The organism is Brumimicrobium mesophilum, from assembly GCF_003025005.1.
GTDB lineage: Bacteria > Bacteroidota > Bacteroidia > Flavobacteriales_D > Crocinitomicaceae > Brumimicrobium > Brumimicrobium mesophilum.
Genome location: NZ_PVSS01000005.1, coordinates 65,960 through 82,168, shown reverse-complemented (window position 1 = coordinate 82,168; position 16,209 = coordinate 65,960). Strand labels below are relative to the sequence as shown.

The window sequence follows — 16,209 nt, the reverse complement described above, 5'->3', positions numbered from 1 at the left end:
ATGAGCATTAATAAGGTGATTATATCGGGTGGTGGAACTGGTGGACATATATTTCCAGCAATTGCTATTGCAAACCGAATCAAGAAGGAATATCCTAAGGCTGAAATTCTATTTATTGGAGCGGAAGGCAGAATGGAAATGACAAGGGTTCCTGCTGCAGGATATAAAATTGTGGGACTTTGGATTAGTGGTTTTCAACGCAGAATTACATTCAAGAATTTATCTTTACCTTTTAAGATTTTAGCATCTTTAATGAAGGCGAGAAAAATTATTAAGAATTTTAATCCCGATGTTGTCATTGGCGTTGGAGGATATGCAAGCGCACCAACTTTGAAAATTGCTAGTATGCTGGGTATTCCAACTATTATTCAAGAACAAAACTCTTACCCTGGTAAAACGAATAAGTTCCTATCTAAAAAAGCTTCAAAAGTATGTGTAGCATATGCTGGTTTGGAAGAATTTTTCCCAAAGGATAACATTGTAATTACTGGAAATCCAGTGAGGTCAGAAGTGGTGAAAATAGATGGTTTAAGGGATAAAGGTTATGCTCATTATAAATTAGATCCTAATAAAAAAACGGTATTAGTTGTTGGAGGAAGTCTTGGTGCGAAAACACTAAATGAAAGTTTTGTAGATAAGTTAAAACTACTACAAAAGGACGATGTCCAAGTAATCTGGCAATGTGGAAGCTATCAATACAATGAGATGAAAGCCAAAACAGACAATCTGGATATGAAAGGAATTGTCTTGACAAAATTCATCAATGAAATGGAAATGGCTTATGCCACTGCAGATGTCATTATTTCAAGAGCAGGAGCTATTGCAATTTCAGAATTATGTATAATTGGAAAACCTATTATTTTGGTTCCATCTCCAAATGTAGCCGAAGATCATCAAACGAAAAATGCAATGGCTTTAGTTAAAGATGATGCAGCATTATTGGTTAAAGATGTTGAAGCCAGAGAAAAATTAGTTTCTACATTATTGGAATTAATAAAAAATGAAGAGAAGCAATCAGTATTAGCAGCCAATATTCAAAAGAAGGCTATCGATAATGCAGATGAGAGAATTGTAAACGTGATAAAAAGTATAATGAAATAATGAAATTGAATTATTCAAATATCTATTTTATTGGAATCGGAGGAATTGGAATGTCTGCTCTTGCACGCTTTTTTAATCTAAAAGGAATGCAGGTTGCAGGTTACGATAAAACGGAAACTCTGCTTACAAAACAATTGGTGCGCGAAGGAATTAATATTCATTACTCTGACTTTGGAAGTGATGTAAATCAATTTGTTAATGATGTATCTTCAACTTTAGTTGTAATCACACCGGCGGTTCCTGCAGATATGAAAGAACTTCAATTTTTGAAAGAAAATGGATTCACAATTAAGAAACGAGCAGAGGTTTTAGGAATAATTACTGCAAATTTTAAAACCCTAGCTGTTGCTGGAACTCATGGGAAAACCACAACTTCTACCTTGTTAGCTCATGTACTCTCATCTACAACGGAAAAATGCAATGCATTCTTAGGCGGAATTAGCGCAAACTTCAATTCTAATTTATTGGTTACTCCTAATAGTCCTTGGATGGTGGTTGAGGCAGACGAGTACGATAGAAGTTTTCATCAGTTAAGGCCTTTTTCGTCCATCATAACTTCAACGGACGCTGATCATTTGGATATTTACAAAAGTAAAGAAGCTTTGGTGCAAGCTTTTGAAGAATATGGTAATTTGATTGATCCTCTAGGAAAGTTGATTTTGCATCATTCTGTAGGAGTTTGTGAAAATATTCCAAGTTTAACTTATGGAGTTAGTGCAGAGATTAATACAGATTACAAAGGTTCTAATTTAAGAATGGAAAATGGACAATTTTTGATGGATGTTGAAACTCCAACTCAATTGTTTAAGAATGTCGTTCTTGGTTTGCCTGGAATTCATAATGCAGAGAATGCACTTTCAGTTATCGCATTATGCGAGTCTATAGGTGTTGGTATGGAAGAAATTCAACCTGCCTTAGAAAGTTTTAAAGGTGTTAAGCGTAGATTTGAATTGGTGGCTCAAAAAGATAAATTAATTTATATCGATGATTATGCTCACCATCCAACTGCCATTACAATATTGATTGATTCAGTTCGATTAATTTATAAAGACCTGCCAATTCATGTTGTTTTTCAGCCACATTTATTTTCAAGAACACAAGATTTTATGGCTGAATTTGCAACTTCGTTAAGTAAGGCAGATGATGTGATTTTATTACCAATTTATCCTGCTAGAGAAGAGCCAATTGAAGGCGTGACGAGTGAAGTCTTATCTGGAATGATATCAGTGAAGTCTCAAGTTTTATCACCAAATGATGCGTTATTGGCCTTGCAGAATGTTGATCAGGGTGTTATTTTAACTGTCGGAGCTGGAAATATTGATTTACTTGTTGAACCAATTTCAAATATGCTGTCATGATCAGAATCCTCAAAATAGCGCTTTTGGTTTTGATCTTTGCGGGAACGGTCTTTTTATTGATTGCTGCGAATAAAAAAATATCAGAACAGCGATTAGAGAGTCCAATCATAGAACTGAATGTTCAAGACGGCATTTCCTTGTTAACGGAAGAAGAAATATTAAATGAATTACGTGTTCTGCATTTATTTCGAGATAGTTTGTCAAAGTCTGAAATTAAAATTGAAGAAATTGAAGATTATTTGGAAGGCATGAATGAAGTTTTGAATGCGGATGTTTATATGCAGTTGGATAATAAATGGCATATTGATGTTGAAACCAAAAGGCCAATAGCGAGAGTGATAGCAAACTTAGTTGATGATTTTTATATTGATAAGGATTACCAACTAATGAGACTTTCTCCATATGCGAAACCGAAAATACTTGCTTTCACGGGTTTAGAGCAACTCATTAATAGTAAGATGGGTTACGACGAGATAATTAACAATGATAGTTTGAAAACTATCTGTAAGTTGGATCAAATCTATCGTATTTCGAAGTATGTTTGTAATGATGCATTTTATAATGCACAAATTGTTCAAGTTCATTATACGATTGAAGAAGGTTTTGTGATGATTCCAAGGGTAGGAGATCATAAAATTATTTTTGGAAATGCAGAATCAGATGAAATGGTTGTAGATAAGTTTAAAAAGCTTACAACATTTTATGACGAAGTGATTCCTTACGAAGGATGGGATAAATATGAATCGATCAATTTGAGGTTTAAGGATCAAATTGTAGCCAAGAAAAAAGAATAGGATGTCAGAAATAATTGTAGGAATCGATATTGGGACAACAAAAATAGCATGTTTTGTTGGGCGTAAAAATGAACACGGAAAGATTGAAATTCTTTCTATGGGAAAAACCGAATCTCTTGGGGTAACCCGTGGAATGGTTTCCAATATTGAAAAAACGGTTAGATCTATAAGGGAAGCTGTAAATCAAGCTCAAGAAAAGGTTGAAGGTGAATTGACTATTGGTTTGGTGAATGTAGGTATTGCTGGTCAGCACATAAAAAGTTTACAGCACCGTGGTATTTATACACGAAATTCAACGCAGGAAGAAATCTCACAAGCTGATATTGATGCTTTGATTGATGATATGTACAAATTAGTGATGGAGCCAGGTGAGGAAATTATTCACGTACTACCACAAGAGTACATTGTGGATGGTGAACAAGGAATAATTGATCCAATCGGAATGTCAGGTGTCAGAATGGAAGCAAATTTCCACATCATTACAGGTCGAATTGCAGCTGCTAAGAATATTCAAAAATGTATTCAAAAAGCTGATTTAGAAGTTGAAGAGACAATTTTGGAGCCTCTTGCTAGTGCGGCAGCTGTTCTTTCAGATGAAGAAAGAGAAGCAGGTGTTGTTTTGGTGGACATTGGAGGTGGAACAACAGATGTAGCGATTTTCCATGGTGGAATTATTCGTCACACTGCGGTTATTCCTTTTGGAGGAAATGTGATTACAGATGACATCAAAGAAGGATGTACAATTTTACAACGTCAAGCTGAAACTTTGAAAATAAGATTCGGAAGTGCTTTGGCAAGTGAAACGCAAATAAATGAAGTGGTTTGTATTCCTGGATTGAGAGGAAGAGAGCCAAAAGAAATCTCTATTAAAGCATTGTCTGGAATTATTCAGGCGAGAATGGAGGAAATTATTGAACACGTTTATTACGAAATTAAAAATTCTGGATATGAGAAAAAACTCATTGGTGGAATTGTAGTAACAGGTGGTGGAGCAGAATTAAGCAATATCAATCAATTGTTTGAATACGTTACGGGAATGAATTCTCGTATTGGTTATCCTAATGAGCATTTAGGTCAATCTGCGACAGATGAAGAGTTAACAAGTCCGATGTATGCCACTGGTGTTGGTCTTGTATTGAAAGGTTTTGAGTCAAATGAACGCAATAAACGTTCAGTTGCGGCAGTAAAAGGCCATTCTAAAAAAACAAAAGGATCATTCTTTGATAAGCTTCTTGAAAAAGGGAAAAGCTGGTTTGAGGAAGATGTAGAATAATTAATTAGCAACCGATAAAAATAAATAATATGGAATTTGATATCCCAAAAGATCACTCGTCAATCATCAAAGTAATTGGTGTTGGAGGTGGAGGTAGCAACGCGGTGAATCACATGTATAACCAGGGTTTTGATGGAGTAGACTTCATTGTTTGTAACACTGATCGTCAGGCACTCGATATTTCCCCTGTACCATATAAGATCCAGCTTGGACCATCTTTAACGGAAGGTCGTGGAGCAGGTTCTATTCCTGAAATTGGAATGAACGCAGCTATCGAAAATATTGATGACATTAGAGATTTATTGTCAAATAGTACTAAAATGGTTTTTGTTACTGCTGGAATGGGTGGTGGTACCGGTACTGGTGCAGCTCCTGTGATTGCAAAAGTAGCGAGAGAATTAGGAATCTTAACTGTAGGTATCGTTACAGTTCCTTTCAATTTTGAAGGAAGAAAACGTCGCCAACAAGCAGAAGAAGGTTTGGAAACAATGCGTCAATCGGTTGATACATTATTGGTTATTAATAACGAAAGGTTACGTGAAATCTCTGGGAATTTAACCTTAGGAAATGCATTTGCCCAAGCAGATGACGTTTTATCAACGGCTGCAAAAGGAATCGCTGATGTGATTTCTGTAACAGGTGCAATCAACGTCGATTTTAACGATGTGAATACTGTAATGAAGGACAGTGGAGTTGCTGTTATGGGTTCAGCAATTGCTGAAGGAGACAACAGGGCTTTAGAAGCTGTTCAGGCAGCTTTATCTTCTCCATTGTTGAATGATAATGATATTTCTGGAGCGGAATATGTGTTGCTAAACATCACTTATGGTTCTAAAGAAGTGTTGATGGATGAGATTTCTGAAATCACTGATTATATTCAGGATGAGGCTGGCTCAACTGCAGATGTGATTTGGGGTCATGGTTATGATGAAACTTTAGGAGAAAGCTTAAGTGTAACGATCATTGCTACTGGTTTTAATCACACTCCAGTAACAGGATTCGAAAAAGCTCCCGAAAAAAAAGTACAAATCCTAGAAGAGGTGAATAAAAAAGAAATTTCAACTCCGTTGGCTAATGCTATTGCGCAAAATCAGTACAAAGAGCCTAAGGTTGAAGAACCATACATGAAATCAAAGGACGAGGATGAAGTGGTTGATAAAATTGAGGAAACAAAATCACCAACGATGAATTGGGAAGTGAAAACGGTTGTTCCTGAATCAGAGTCAACTCCAAATCCAACTCCAAAATCGGAAAAGACTGAACCTAAACAAGAAGTTTCTCAAGAGCTTTCAAAGCCTGTTGAGTCTGAGGTTTCGGAGAAAAAAGAAGTAAAACGTTACTTCCTTGATGATGAGATGGATGAAGAGACTTCATTTGAAGGAAATGTGAGTTCACAAGAATTAACACAAGAAGAGCAACAAAGTCGTACCCAAGAACGTTTGGAACGTATTCGTAACTATACTTCTCACTTGAATAGTGCTGAAGGATTAAGTGAATTGGAGCGTGAACCAGCATTCAAAAGAAGAAAAATAAACTTAAGTGATAACGTAAATTCTTCTGATGATTCAACTTCAAGATATGAAGTCTCAGATCCAAAAAACAGCGATAACAATACAACTTTACGTGGTACGAATTCATTTCTACACGATAACGTAGATTAATATAAGAAAAATGACTTTAACAGAACAAATAAACCAAGATATCAAAGACGCAATGCGCGCTAAAGACAAAGAGAAATTGGGCGCTTTACGTGATATTAAGGCAAAACTTTTGAATGAAGCTACTTCTGGGCAAGGAGAAATGGATGAAGCAAAAGAGAATAAAATCATCATAAAATTGCATAAACAACGTATGGATTCGCATCAAGTTTATGTTGATCAAGGAAGAGAGGATTTAGCTGAAGCAGAAATGTTCGAAGCAAAAATCATCGAAAACTATATGCCGAAAATGATGAATGAAGATGAAATAAGAGTGCTTGTGAAAGAAGCTATTGCCAAATCAGGCGCATCTGGTCCTCAAGACATGGGGAAAGTGATGGGCCCATTATCTGGTTCTTTAGCTGGGAAAGCGGATGGAAAACTTATTTCTACGATCGTAAAAGAAGAGTTAAATAAATAGCCAATTACTTGTTAATATAAAATCGGTTATCATATAAAAGACCTCTGCTTATTCAAAGTAGGGGTCTTTTGCAATAAATAAATAGATTATGAAAATTCCTTCGATAGTACTAGCATTGTTTTTATCTACTGTTTTAATAGGGTTTCACCCCCTCACAACATCTGCTCAGTTAATTGATAACACACACGGCGAGTTTTTCACAGATAAACCTTTTTTCAATGAGGAGGTGATTCGTGAGAGAGGTATAAAATCTATTTCAGGCACAGAAATTCATTATAAGTTAGGCGATAAACCTAGAGAAACTGAATATTTTAGAACCTATAATTTTAATAAAGAAGGTCAGTTGGTACAGATGCTTGAAAGTGTGGAGTTAACTAAAGAAGCTGATACTTTAGTAACTTTTTATGACTATGATTCCATAGGGAATATTACCGCAATTAGATTATTTGATGCATTTGGAAATTATGCTTATATATATGATTATGACGAAAAAGGAAGGGTTGTAAATGAAGAGTACCGAAGGAGTCTTTCCACTAATGTGAATAACAATGAAGATTTTGAATTGAATGAAAAATTCACGGTCTCTGCTGAAAAGTCATCTTATGTGGATTTTGCAAATGGACAGAAAAGAATAGTTTATAATAGTGAAGGATTACCATATAAAAACATTTTTACTCAATTTAACAGGAAAGGATTGGTAACGGAAGAAGTTGAAAAATTCGAAAGAATGCCAGGTTCTAAAATTACACAATTCCACTATAATCATAAAAGTGAAATAGACAGTATAACTGTGCGTTCAAATATTTATGGATTCCAAGATAGGTCATTTGTTTTTGGTTACGATAGAAAAGGAAATCTATTAAAGAAGGAAGAGTTTAAAAACGGAACGTATGTTTCTCAATACCAAGTTCTCTATGATGAAGAAACAATGTTAGTTGATGATGTTTTGTTTCAATATATCTCAACTGAATTTATAAAGGTAATAGAGTTAAGAAAATATGATTACTACGAGGGTAAGAATAATTTATGATGATTTGGGTTCTTACCGTCACTTGTTCAACGGAATGTAGGCAGACGTGGAAGTATCAGGGGATGGGAATTCTTATACTACCCAGTTTAGACAGTATGACCCGAGGTTAGGGAGATGGAAATCGTTAGATCCGTTGATGAAGATTCAGCCATGGTATAGTCCTTATGTTGCTTTCAATAATAATCCGATTTATTTTGTTGACCCAACTGGATTGATTGGAGGGCCAGCGAAAGAAGAGCCAAAGTTGGCCTATAACGCAATGCTTTATGCTCAAGCTGAGTTCTCTCCTGAGTGTAAAAATTTTCATTATATCAATTTACCTAAATTTTTAAACGAAAATGAAAACTTCACTAACAAGTTATATAGAGTTACTGGGGTTGGATACGAGAGATATGCGAAGATGAGCCCAGAATCAAAGAATATTTACATTCATAAAACTCATAAAGAAAATAGAACTGTATTAGATCCAGGTAATAAAACAAGAGAAATAAATCATACTTCATATCCAGTTTCAACAGATTTTATAGGAGGTGGTGGAAAAGATGATCCAGAGGAATTGGGTATAGTTTTAGATTTGGAATATAAATCTTCTAAAGGAAATAAACACTCTTTTTCACTTCCTTTAGCATCTTTAGGATACGATTCTCAATATATGACGTCTTTTTCAGATGTTGTGACTTTGCTTTCTGAAGAATCTTTGGATTTTTATTCTAATTGCTTTGCTGACGCTCTAGGATTGAAAGGTATAATGACAGGGACAGTTTTTGAAAAACATATTGAAAGATGATTATCGTCTGTTAAATAACGAGAAAGTAGGAGCAATTGGCTTTTGGTCTGATGGGAATGGAGACGGACATGCAATTAGTATTATAGGAAAGGATGAATCGGGGAATTTTATTTATCAATCAAATTATAGACAGGGAGAAGTAGAAATTGGTACTTTCGACAAAGTTCAACAACAAGTTAAAGAAAGGACAGGGTTAACGTTATCAAAAAGTGATTTCAAGTTTTATGAAAAGAAATAAGATTGTAAAAATTTATTTTATACTGATTTGTGTTTTACATTCGTGTGATTTTAATGATAGTGATATTAAACAAAATACAAATGATAATATCAGAAGGGATCAAGATGTAAAATTAGGTGAAAGTGATTCTATTCTAATAGAAGAGAAATTATTGAAATTAGAATTAGGAACACTCAGAATTGAAAGTTTTCTTGAGAGTAGTACTTGGGAGATTATTGAAATTTGTGTTAGTAAAGATAATGTAGATTGTAGTGAATACAAAGATTCATTAACTGTTTACTTTAGGAAAGGTAAATTATTGAATGATAAATTGGAACCTATTTGTAATTATAAATTATCTCAAGGAGGAGGGAAAATTATATTTGAAAAATGTGATTTGTTTAATTTTGAAGGCTTAGAATATACAAATTTGAATATGTCCAAGGGAAAAGACAATTTTTCGTTGATATATTATCCTTTGGATAATGATAAAGTTGGAATAAGTAAAATCTCAATTAAATTTATTCAAAAAACTGGTAGTGTGTCAAAAGTGTGATAGTCCCTGGAGACCTTAACAATGGTACTTGGATAATATCTCATTACCCTGGTTTTTATGCATGGTTCCTTCTGCAATATACTAGAGGTTTCAAACCATTTGTTACGGTCATGAATATTCCTATATTCACCCCAAGATGCCGCGAGAATAAGCGAAGCCTTCTCGTGGCCTTGGGGAGGCTACTCCCGAGATAAAAGCGAAAAGAACCCTTCGTTGTAACGAAGTTTATTGAAAAACAGGATGTTACGTGGTTTAAGAGAATGGCAATAAAATTGAATTAATAAAGGCAACCTTACTAAAACCCATGTTCATCCCTATTATCAACAAAAACAATAAGTTCAACCAAATTTTTACGAATCCTGTAAATGAGCGAGACATTTTTGTGAATGACCCAAGCTGCCGCGAGATTTAGCGAAGCTTCTCGTGGCCTTGGGTTTCCATACACTATAGTGCTCTTGATTATTACGTAAAAAAAATATTTGAAATAGTATTGCGCTTGTTGGTTTTTGAGAATATTTGTATTTTTCTGCAAGAATAATTAGGATTCAGACGACCACGAGAATATTCTCGCAGTAGTGGGGGGATTAAATATGAAGATGATATGGTGAAGAAGATGGGTGATTATCATAGCCCCTCTGATAAATGGATTATTGAGGAGGTTGAAGGAGGGAATGGAGGAGCTAAAAGAAAAGCTCATTCTTATAAAGAAAAATATAAAGCAAAAACACCATTTTCTACAGAAGGTCCTACAGAATCTGAAATAAAAGAATGAATAAAAAAAGTTTATTAGCAATAGCGCTACTAGTGATTATTGCATCATTATCATGTAGTAGTATGCTCTCACGTAATAAAGATTTTGAAAAAATAACTTATTATGATGAGATAGATAGTATCGTTGTCTCCTACCTTGATTGGAACCTAAAGACCCAAGCCGCATTATCTTGTGAGGACGTGAAAGACTTCAATGAAGGTCGAAATGCAAAATATGTTATAACGAATAAGGTTGTTATAAAAAAGTTTATAAAAGCATTGTCATTAGTGGAGATATCACTGATTATGAAAAAAGAAAAAGCGGATATTAGAATGGTATTAGATTTTTATATTTCAAATAATTTAAAAAGAGAAATTTGTTTAAATTATAGCAGAGCTATTTTTATTGATGGTAATCTTTATAGAAGTAGACTTTTATACTCTTTGATTGAAAAAGAGATTCCTAAAACGACAGCGCCGTATTCACCCAAGCTGTCGCGAGATTGAGCGCAGCTTCTCGTGGCCTTGGGTTTCCATACACTATAGTGCCCTTGATTATTACGTAAAAAAAATATTTGAAATAGTATTGCGGTTGTTGGTTTTTGAGGATATTTGTATTTTTCTGCAAGAATAATTAGGATTCAGACGACCACGAGAATAATCTCGTGGTAGTGGAGATGACCTTTATAAAGCTGATTGGTTCATTCCTCAAGATCAAATTGAAAGAATAGTAAAAAGAGTGTCATTACATAAAGATGAGCCATATAGGAAAAATGTACTCCCTAAAGACCAAAAATCTAATCATTAAAAAATGTGGTGATGTTTATAAAATGGAAAATCTTAGTTTTAATTGCAGTAATTATAAAATTCAATGATTCTATTTCTCAAGTTGATATCATCAGTACAAATGTAGTTGAGGATAGTATTAAGGTAATGATACTTGAAAGTCCAACCTTAAAAATAGTAACTGACGACTCTTTAGCCAGCAGTTGTAAAAAATACTCTATTAATATTCCTGATTCACTAAATGATAGGATGAAAATTGTGCGTAATGATAATAGCTGTAATTTTTTTATTCGTTTTTTTGATCATGATGTTACAGACCTCATAGTTTACTTTCAAATTAAAGATGTACAAAATAATTTAGTTAATACTATACCGTTTAAAATTCAGTATCACCCACCTATTAGGCCATATTTTGGTGGCATTAAAGACACAATCATTGACGATTTAAATGCTTTTATAGAAAAACCATACTTTATAATGTACGCTGGATTTGCGATACCTGAGCCTTGGATTAAGACAGAATCTTACCAATTAACTATTTTTGATCATGATGGAAAGATCCTTAAGGAATATCCAGAAATTTTAAACGATACACTAACCAAAGAGCAAGTAGAATTCTTAAAAACCATACCTAAAAACTCTGTGATATGTTTTCTTGTAGTACGTACTGATGCGGATCGAGGAGGTAAACGCCACATTGGTAGAGAGATTTGTTATTATTTTAGAGGGGGCTGAGAAATAGAGGTGTTACTCCCTCAAGCTGCCGCGAGATTTAGCGCAGCTTCTCGTGGCCTTGGGTCTCTATACACTATAGTGCTCTTGATAATTACTTGAAAAGATGTTTGAAATAGAATTGTGGTTATTGGTATTTGAAAATATTTGTATTTTTAAACTTGGTATTAGCTAGAATTCAAAACAGTTGTCGAGTGCATTCACTTTCGATGAAAGTTTCTAGGTTGGCTTTCAACACCACATAAGTAAACTTCTATAAAACAAAAAATCCAGAACACATTGTGCTCTGGATTTTTGCTCCTCCTCAAGGACTCGAACCTTGGACCCTCTGATTAACAGTCAGATGCTCTAACCAACTGAGCTAAGGAGGAATATATTTTTTGTAATTATATTCTGGTTAAAATCTTTAGTTGAGGTTTCTTTATTCGTTTATAAAAAAATCATTTCCTTAACTGCGAGTGCAAATATACAGATTTTATTTCTTTTAAAGCAAAAATTATTTCAAAAAAAATCACTTTTTTTTAATCTTTTTTGCAACTCCCATGTAATCAGATAATTATTTTTTGTCCGCACGGATAGATAATACTGGAAGTGGACTAGATTTCATGATGTCGCTAGTAATTGAACCATTAAAAAGACGTGCTAATCCTCTTCTACCATGTGTAATTGTAGTTACTAAATCTGCATTTTTGCGTTGAGAGAATTCATTGATTCCTATTTGAACGCTTTCTGCAGCATAAACATGGCAATTGTAGTTTGATAAGCCGTGTTCTTTGGCAAAAACATCCATCGCATCTAGCATTGGGCCTGAGAAATAAAAATCGTCTCTTGTAATTATCCTTACGAGTTCAACATTTGACTTAAGTTGATCAGCAATAGAAGCTATTCGCCTAAATGAATTTCCAACTCCTTCTCCAAAATCACTAGCAAAAACAATCTTGTCAAATTTTGGATTGATTACTTCATCTCTAATTGTTAAAACGGGTGTTTCAGACAACCGAACAATTTTATCCGTATTACTTCCTATAAAGAAATCATTGACATATCCTGAAGAACCATGTGTACCCATGACAATCAAGTCTATCTCATGCTTTTTAGCTTGACTAACAACTGATTCGTAAACTCCATCATATTGAATGGCCGTGGCAAAATTTACTCCTTTAAGAAAGTCTTGACTCACGAGTTTTTCAAAATCCATTTTAACTTTTTTCAGAATAAATAACCCTTCTGCTATATCTTGGCTTGATTGACCAGGCATTATTCCTGTTTCATATTGTGGCATATTAACAACATGCAAGAAATAAATTCGAGCATCGAACTTTTTTGCTATGCTAGCAGCCATTTTAGCGGCATTTAGTGCAAACTCGGAAAAATCTGTAGGAACAAGTATCTTTTTCATATCTTGATATTTTTAACAAGATAAAGAAAGTTTAAAAGTTATCCAAAAAGCTGGATGTGGGAAAATGTCAGCTTTTCAATATTTATCTGAAAACATTTTCTGGCATTGCAACTCATATATAGGGATAGAAAACTAAAACCCCGACTATAAAAGCAACAAGGGCAGCCATTAAAACTGCCCCAGCGCTTATATCTTTTATGTTTTTGATTTTTTCGTTTTTGTCGGTAGAGTAAAGGTTGCAAATTTTTTCAATTGCTGAGTTTATGATCTCTAATGAGATTACCAGCGCGCTTACCATTAAAATTGAAATCCAATCTTGAGTAGTTATATCTAAAAGAAATCCGAGCGAAAGAACACATACAAGGGCAAATACATGGATTTTAAAATTACGTTCGGTTTTTATCATCAAAAATAATCCACGAATCGCATGTTTAAAACCGAACATGTTCTACTGTTTTAAGGAATTAATTCACGAAAGTCTCTGATGGATCAACAGCTTCAACTCTCAAGATTTCAGGTGCAGCTTTCTTAATTGCTTCTTCTAATCCTGCTTTCATAGTCATTGCACTCATAGAACAGTCGCGGCATGCTCCTAAAAGTCTAACACGAACAACTTTGTCTTCGGTGATTTCAACCAATTCCATGTTTCCACCATCTTGCTCCAAAAATGGACGCAGTTGGTCAAGCGCTTTATTCACTGTATCTGTTAATGTTTGAAATGCTTCTGGCATGTTTTTTTATTACTTGGTTATCTCTACAAAATTACGAACTAATTCATCAAAAGCCTCAGAAACAACTGTGTTTTGTTGCATAACTGCTGGACGACCTATGTCTCCCGACTCACGAACACTTTGAACCAATGGAATATGGCCTAAGAAACGTTGATTCATTCCTTTGGCTAAATTCTTTACCCCATCTCTACCAAAAATGTAATATTTATATTCTGGTAATTCTTCTGGTGTAAACCAAGCCATGTTTTCGATTAATCCTAAAACCGGTACTTTGATTGTATCTAATTGAAACATATTCACTCCTTTCCTTGCATCTGCTAATGCAACCTCTTGTGGGGTTGAAACGATAATCGCTCCATCTAATGGTATGTTTTGAACCAATGAAAGGTGGATGTCTCCTGTTCCAGGTGGTAAATCAATGAGTAAATAATCTAATTCTCCCCAATGGGTATCAGTGAACATTTGCGTTAAAGCTTTGGCTGCCATTGGACCTCTCCAAACTACAGCATCATCTTGTTCAGTGAAAAAACCAATAGACATAATTGAAATTCCATAGGAAATAACAGGTGTCATTTTCGTTTCGCCATTTACTTCTATAGAATTTGGGCGTTCTCCAACAACATCAAACATTGTTGGCATTGAAGGACCATAAATGTCTGCATCAACGATACCAACTTTATATCCTGCTTTTGCTAATCCACCAGCTAAATTTGCTGTTACCGTGGATTTACCAACACCTCCTTTTCCGGAAGCTATTGCAACTATGTGTTTTACATCAGGTAATACTTTTCTACGGGCTCCTTTAGCTTCTGTAGACATCCCTTTAACGCTTGTTTCAACTTCAATATCATCACCCAAAATTCGCTTTAAAGTAAAACTAATTGCTTCTTGCATTCTTTTTCTAGCATGCATCGCTGGATTAACAACATTAACTGATAATGTAATTTTATTTCCCTCAATCTTTAATTCTTCAACTAAATTTTGTGATACTATATCTTTTTTGAGGTCTGGTTCTATAACATTTCCTAACGCTTCTAAAACTCTATCTCTTGTAATTTCCATAAATCATTATTTGGTCCCCAAAATTAGAGTTTTATTCTATTTTTCAGGTTTAAAAAGAAACATTTCTATTCAAATGTGACATAAGTCAATTTGCTTGTAAACACTTTGGGCTGCCAAACGTTTAATATCTAGAATGCACCAAAAGAGGATGAATAGATTTGTTGATGTCTGATCGTGTTCGTTTATTATTTCTAGCAAGTATTTAATTTGTTTACCTGATACTAAAAAGGAACTTTAATCGTTAGTGTTGATACTTCTATTTAAATTGCTATAAAGATGTATTTGTCATTAATGGCTTTATTGTTGCATGACTATAATCATTATTGCTCGGGCTGTGAGGTTTTTTTGTGTTAAAAAGAATTAATTTGTTTACCTTTGCCGCACGCTTATGCTAAAGCAATTTTTAAAATAAAAATATGGATTATTCAAATATTAAGTTTGAGAGAGATACTAAAAATGTAGATTTCTATAAAACATTACAAAAAAAAGTTAGAAAGCATTTTAAAGACACGAATTCTTCCAAATATGGGAATGGATCGATGGTTTTTAAATCGATTTTCATGATTGCACTATACCTTGTTCCATTTATTCTTATTCTAACAGTTGTTGACTCAGTTTGGCTGTCTTTTGTAATGTGGATTTTAATGGCTTTAGGAATGTCGGGAATCGGACTTTCAATTATGCACGATGCAAACCATGGTGCTTATTCTAAGAACAAATACGTAAACAATTTCATGGGAGACCTAATCTCTGTGGTTGGTGGTAGTGATTCAATGTGGAGAATTCAACACAACGTTTTGCATCACACATATACAAACGTTTCTGGGATGGATGAAGATATCGATCCAGGTTCTGTTCTGAGATTCAGTCCTCATGAAGAAAGAAAACCTTTCCATAAATATCAACACTATTATGCTTGGTTCCTTTATGGTTTGATGACTATTTTATGGTGTACGGTTAAAGATTTTAAACAAGCCATTCGCTATAAGAAATTAGGTTTGACAAAAACACAAGGAGCTAGTTTTTCTAGAATCTTATCTAAAATTGTAGTGCACAAAGTTCTTTATCATGCAATATTCTTAGTTCTTCCTTTAATATTTGCACCTGTTGCATGGTACATAGTGGTTATTGGATTCCTTTTAATGCATTTTATCACCGGAGTAATTTTAGGATTAATTTTTCAATCTGCTCATGTTGTTCCTTCATCGAATTATCCTTTGCCAGATGAAACTGGTAATATTAAAGCGGATTGGGCTGTTAGTCAATTGATTAATACTTGTAATTTTGCGCCAGATAGTAAAATCCTTTCTTGGTATGTTGGTGGTTTGAATTTCCAAGTTGAGCATCATTTATTTCCAAATATCTGTCACGTACACTACAAGAAAATTTCTAAAATCGTGCGTGAAACTGCTGAAGAGTTTGGTTTGCCTTATAATTCAGAAAAGACTTTCGGATCTGCAATTAAGAGTCATGCGATGATGTTGAAAAAATTGGGTAGACAAGACGAACTATAAA

At 34.3% G+C, this 16,209-nt stretch carries 18 protein-coding genes and 1 tRNA gene; 14 read left to right on the top strand and 5 right to left on the bottom strand.

From position 1 onward, the window contains the following. The 13 genes from murG (at position 1) to C6368_RS06345 (ending at position 11,505) form a co-directional block, all read left to right on the top strand. Positions 1-1,101, top strand: a complete 1,101-nt coding sequence (gene murG / locus C6368_RS06405) for an undecaprenyldiphospho-muramoylpentapeptide beta-N-acetylglucosaminyltransferase (protein WP_107038365.1) — start codon at positions 1-3, stop codon at positions 1,099-1,101. Next, positions 1,101-2,459, top strand: coding sequence for a UDP-N-acetylmuramate--L-alanine ligase (gene murC / locus C6368_RS06400; RefSeq protein ID WP_107038364.1), 1,359 nt, complete (start codon positions 1,101-1,103; stop codon positions 2,457-2,459). Before murG ends, murC begins: the two co-directional genes overlap by 1 nt. Then, on the top strand, positions 2,456-3,253 hold the full coding sequence (locus C6368_RS06395; RefSeq protein ID WP_107038363.1) for a cell division protein FtsQ/DivIB: 798 nt from the start codon (positions 2,456-2,458) through the stop codon (positions 3,251-3,253). Before murC ends, C6368_RS06395 begins: the two co-directional genes overlap by 4 nt. Before the next feature lies 1 nt (position 3,254). Beyond that, complete coding sequence (ftsA, locus tag C6368_RS06390; RefSeq protein ID WP_107038362.1) at positions 3,255-4,526, top strand: cell division protein FtsA; 1,272 nt, start codon at positions 3,255-3,257, stop codon at positions 4,524-4,526. A gap of 29 nt (positions 4,527-4,555) precedes the next feature. Then, positions 4,556-6,187: a cell division protein FtsZ gene (gene ftsZ, locus C6368_RS06385; protein ID WP_107038361.1), complete on the top strand. Its 1,632-nt coding sequence runs from the start codon at positions 4,556-4,558 to the stop codon at positions 6,185-6,187. Between the two features lie 10 nt (positions 6,188-6,197). After that, positions 6,198-6,644, top strand: coding sequence for a GatB/YqeY domain-containing protein (locus C6368_RS06380; protein WP_107038360.1), 447 nt, complete (start codon positions 6,198-6,200; stop codon positions 6,642-6,644). An 88-nt stretch (positions 6,645-6,732) separates the two neighbouring features. After that, on the top strand, positions 6,733-7,674 hold the full coding sequence (locus tag C6368_RS06375) for a hypothetical protein (protein WP_107038359.1): 942 nt from the start codon (positions 6,733-6,735) through the stop codon (positions 7,672-7,674). Positions 7,675-7,720: 46 nt separating this feature from the next. Continuing rightward, on the top strand, positions 7,721-8,461 hold the full coding sequence (locus C6368_RS06370; RefSeq protein WP_107038358.1) for an RHS repeat-associated core domain-containing protein: 741 nt from the start codon (positions 7,721-7,723) through the stop codon (positions 8,459-8,461). Beyond that, the gene (locus C6368_RS06365) at positions 8,439-8,699 is read left to right on the top strand and encodes a hypothetical protein (protein WP_159038473.1); all 261 of its coding nucleotides are present in this window, start codon (positions 8,439-8,441) and stop codon (positions 8,697-8,699) included. The genes C6368_RS06370 and C6368_RS06365 overlap by 23 nt, the downstream gene beginning before the upstream one ends. Next, on the top strand, positions 8,686-9,234 hold the full coding sequence (locus C6368_RS06360; protein WP_107038356.1) for a hypothetical protein: 549 nt from the start codon (positions 8,686-8,688) through the stop codon (positions 9,232-9,234). Before C6368_RS06365 ends, C6368_RS06360 begins: the two co-directional genes overlap by 14 nt. 601 nt (positions 9,235-9,835) lie before the next feature. Further along, complete coding sequence (locus C6368_RS17265; protein ID WP_159038472.1) at positions 9,836-10,006, top strand: hypothetical protein; 171 nt, start codon at positions 9,836-9,838, stop codon at positions 10,004-10,006. After that, complete coding sequence (locus tag C6368_RS06350; protein WP_107038354.1) at positions 10,003-10,491, top strand: hypothetical protein; 489 nt, start codon at positions 10,003-10,005, stop codon at positions 10,489-10,491. Before C6368_RS17265 ends, C6368_RS06350 begins: the two co-directional genes overlap by 4 nt. A 312-nt stretch (positions 10,492-10,803) precedes the next feature. After that, positions 10,804-11,505: a hypothetical protein gene (locus tag C6368_RS06345; RefSeq protein ID WP_107038353.1), complete on the top strand. Its 702-nt coding sequence runs from the start codon at positions 10,804-10,806 to the stop codon at positions 11,503-11,505. Positions 11,506-11,799: 294 nt separating this feature from the next. Here the strand turns inward: C6368_RS06345 and C6368_RS06340 are convergent. The 5 genes from C6368_RS06340 to C6368_RS06320 all read right to left on the bottom strand — a co-directional run bounded on the left by C6368_RS06340 (position 11,800) and on the right by C6368_RS06320 (position 14,688). Beyond that, positions 11,800-11,873 (bottom strand) — tRNA-Asn (locus C6368_RS06340). A gap of 185 nt (positions 11,874-12,058) precedes the next feature. Beyond that, a complete protein-coding gene (locus C6368_RS06335) occupies positions 12,059-12,901 on the bottom strand; it encodes a universal stress protein (RefSeq protein WP_107038352.1) in 843 nt (280 codons plus the stop codon). Between the two features lie 112 nt (positions 12,902-13,013). After that, positions 13,014-13,346, bottom strand: a complete 333-nt coding sequence (locus tag C6368_RS06330) for a diacylglycerol kinase family protein (RefSeq protein WP_107038351.1) — start codon at positions 13,344-13,346, stop codon at positions 13,014-13,016. Positions 13,347-13,365: 19 nt separating this feature from the next. Beyond that, positions 13,366-13,632, bottom strand: a complete 267-nt coding sequence (locus C6368_RS06325) for a NifU family protein (RefSeq protein ID WP_107038350.1) — start codon at positions 13,630-13,632, stop codon at positions 13,366-13,368. 9 nt (positions 13,633-13,641) lie between these two features. Further along, the gene (locus C6368_RS06320) at positions 13,642-14,688 is read right to left on the bottom strand and encodes an Mrp/NBP35 family ATP-binding protein (RefSeq protein WP_107038514.1); all 1,047 of its coding nucleotides are present in this window, start codon (positions 14,686-14,688) and stop codon (positions 13,642-13,644) included. A 422-nt stretch (positions 14,689-15,110) separates the two neighbouring features. On the opposite strand from C6368_RS06320, the gene C6368_RS06315 reads away from it, so the two are divergent. After that, positions 15,111-16,208: a fatty acid desaturase family protein gene (locus tag C6368_RS06315; RefSeq protein ID WP_107038349.1), complete on the top strand. Its 1,098-nt coding sequence runs from the start codon at positions 15,111-15,113 to the stop codon at positions 16,206-16,208. Position 16,209 lies beyond the last annotated feature (1 nt).

Bases quoted from the DNA above. Each gene is read 5' to 3' on its own strand.
- murG (WP_107038365.1), top strand. From the start codon at position 1: ATGAGCATTAATAAGGTGATTATATCGGGTGGTGGAACTGGTGGACAT.
- murC (WP_107038364.1), top strand. From the start codon at position 1,101: ATGAAATTGAATTATTCAAATATCTATTTTATTGGAATCGGAGGAATT.
- C6368_RS06395 (WP_107038363.1), top strand. From the start codon at position 2,456: ATGATCAGAATCCTCAAAATAGCGCTTTTGGTTTTGATCTTTGCGGGA.
- ftsA (WP_107038362.1), top strand. From the start codon at position 3,255: ATGTCAGAAATAATTGTAGGAATCGATATTGGGACAACAAAAATAGCA.
- ftsZ (WP_107038361.1), top strand. From the start codon at position 4,556: ATGGAATTTGATATCCCAAAAGATCACTCGTCAATCATCAAAGTAATT.
- C6368_RS06380 (WP_107038360.1), top strand. From the start codon at position 6,198: ATGACTTTAACAGAACAAATAAACCAAGATATCAAAGACGCAATGCGC.
- C6368_RS06375 (WP_107038359.1), top strand. From the start codon at position 6,733: ATGAAAATTCCTTCGATAGTACTAGCATTGTTTTTATCTACTGTTTTA.
- C6368_RS06360 (WP_107038356.1), top strand. From the start codon at position 8,686: ATGAAAAGAAATAAGATTGTAAAAATTTATTTTATACTGATTTGTGTT.
- C6368_RS17265 (WP_159038472.1), top strand. From the start codon at position 9,836: ATGGTGAAGAAGATGGGTGATTATCATAGCCCCTCTGATAAATGGATT.
- C6368_RS06350 (WP_107038354.1), top strand. From the start codon at position 10,003: ATGAATAAAAAAAGTTTATTAGCAATAGCGCTACTAGTGATTATTGCA.
- C6368_RS06345 (WP_107038353.1), top strand. From the start codon at position 10,804: ATGTTTATAAAATGGAAAATCTTAGTTTTAATTGCAGTAATTATAAAA.
- C6368_RS06335 (WP_107038352.1), bottom strand. From the start codon at position 12,901: ATGAAAAAGATACTTGTTCCTACAGATTTTTCCGAGTTTGCACTAAAT.
- C6368_RS06330 (WP_107038351.1), bottom strand. From the start codon at position 13,346: ATGTTCGGTTTTAAACATGCGATTCGTGGATTATTTTTGATGATAAAA.
- C6368_RS06325 (WP_107038350.1), bottom strand. From the start codon at position 13,632: ATGCCAGAAGCATTTCAAACATTAACAGATACAGTGAATAAAGCGCTT.
- C6368_RS06315 (WP_107038349.1), top strand. From the start codon at position 15,111: ATGGATTATTCAAATATTAAGTTTGAGAGAGATACTAAAAATGTAGAT.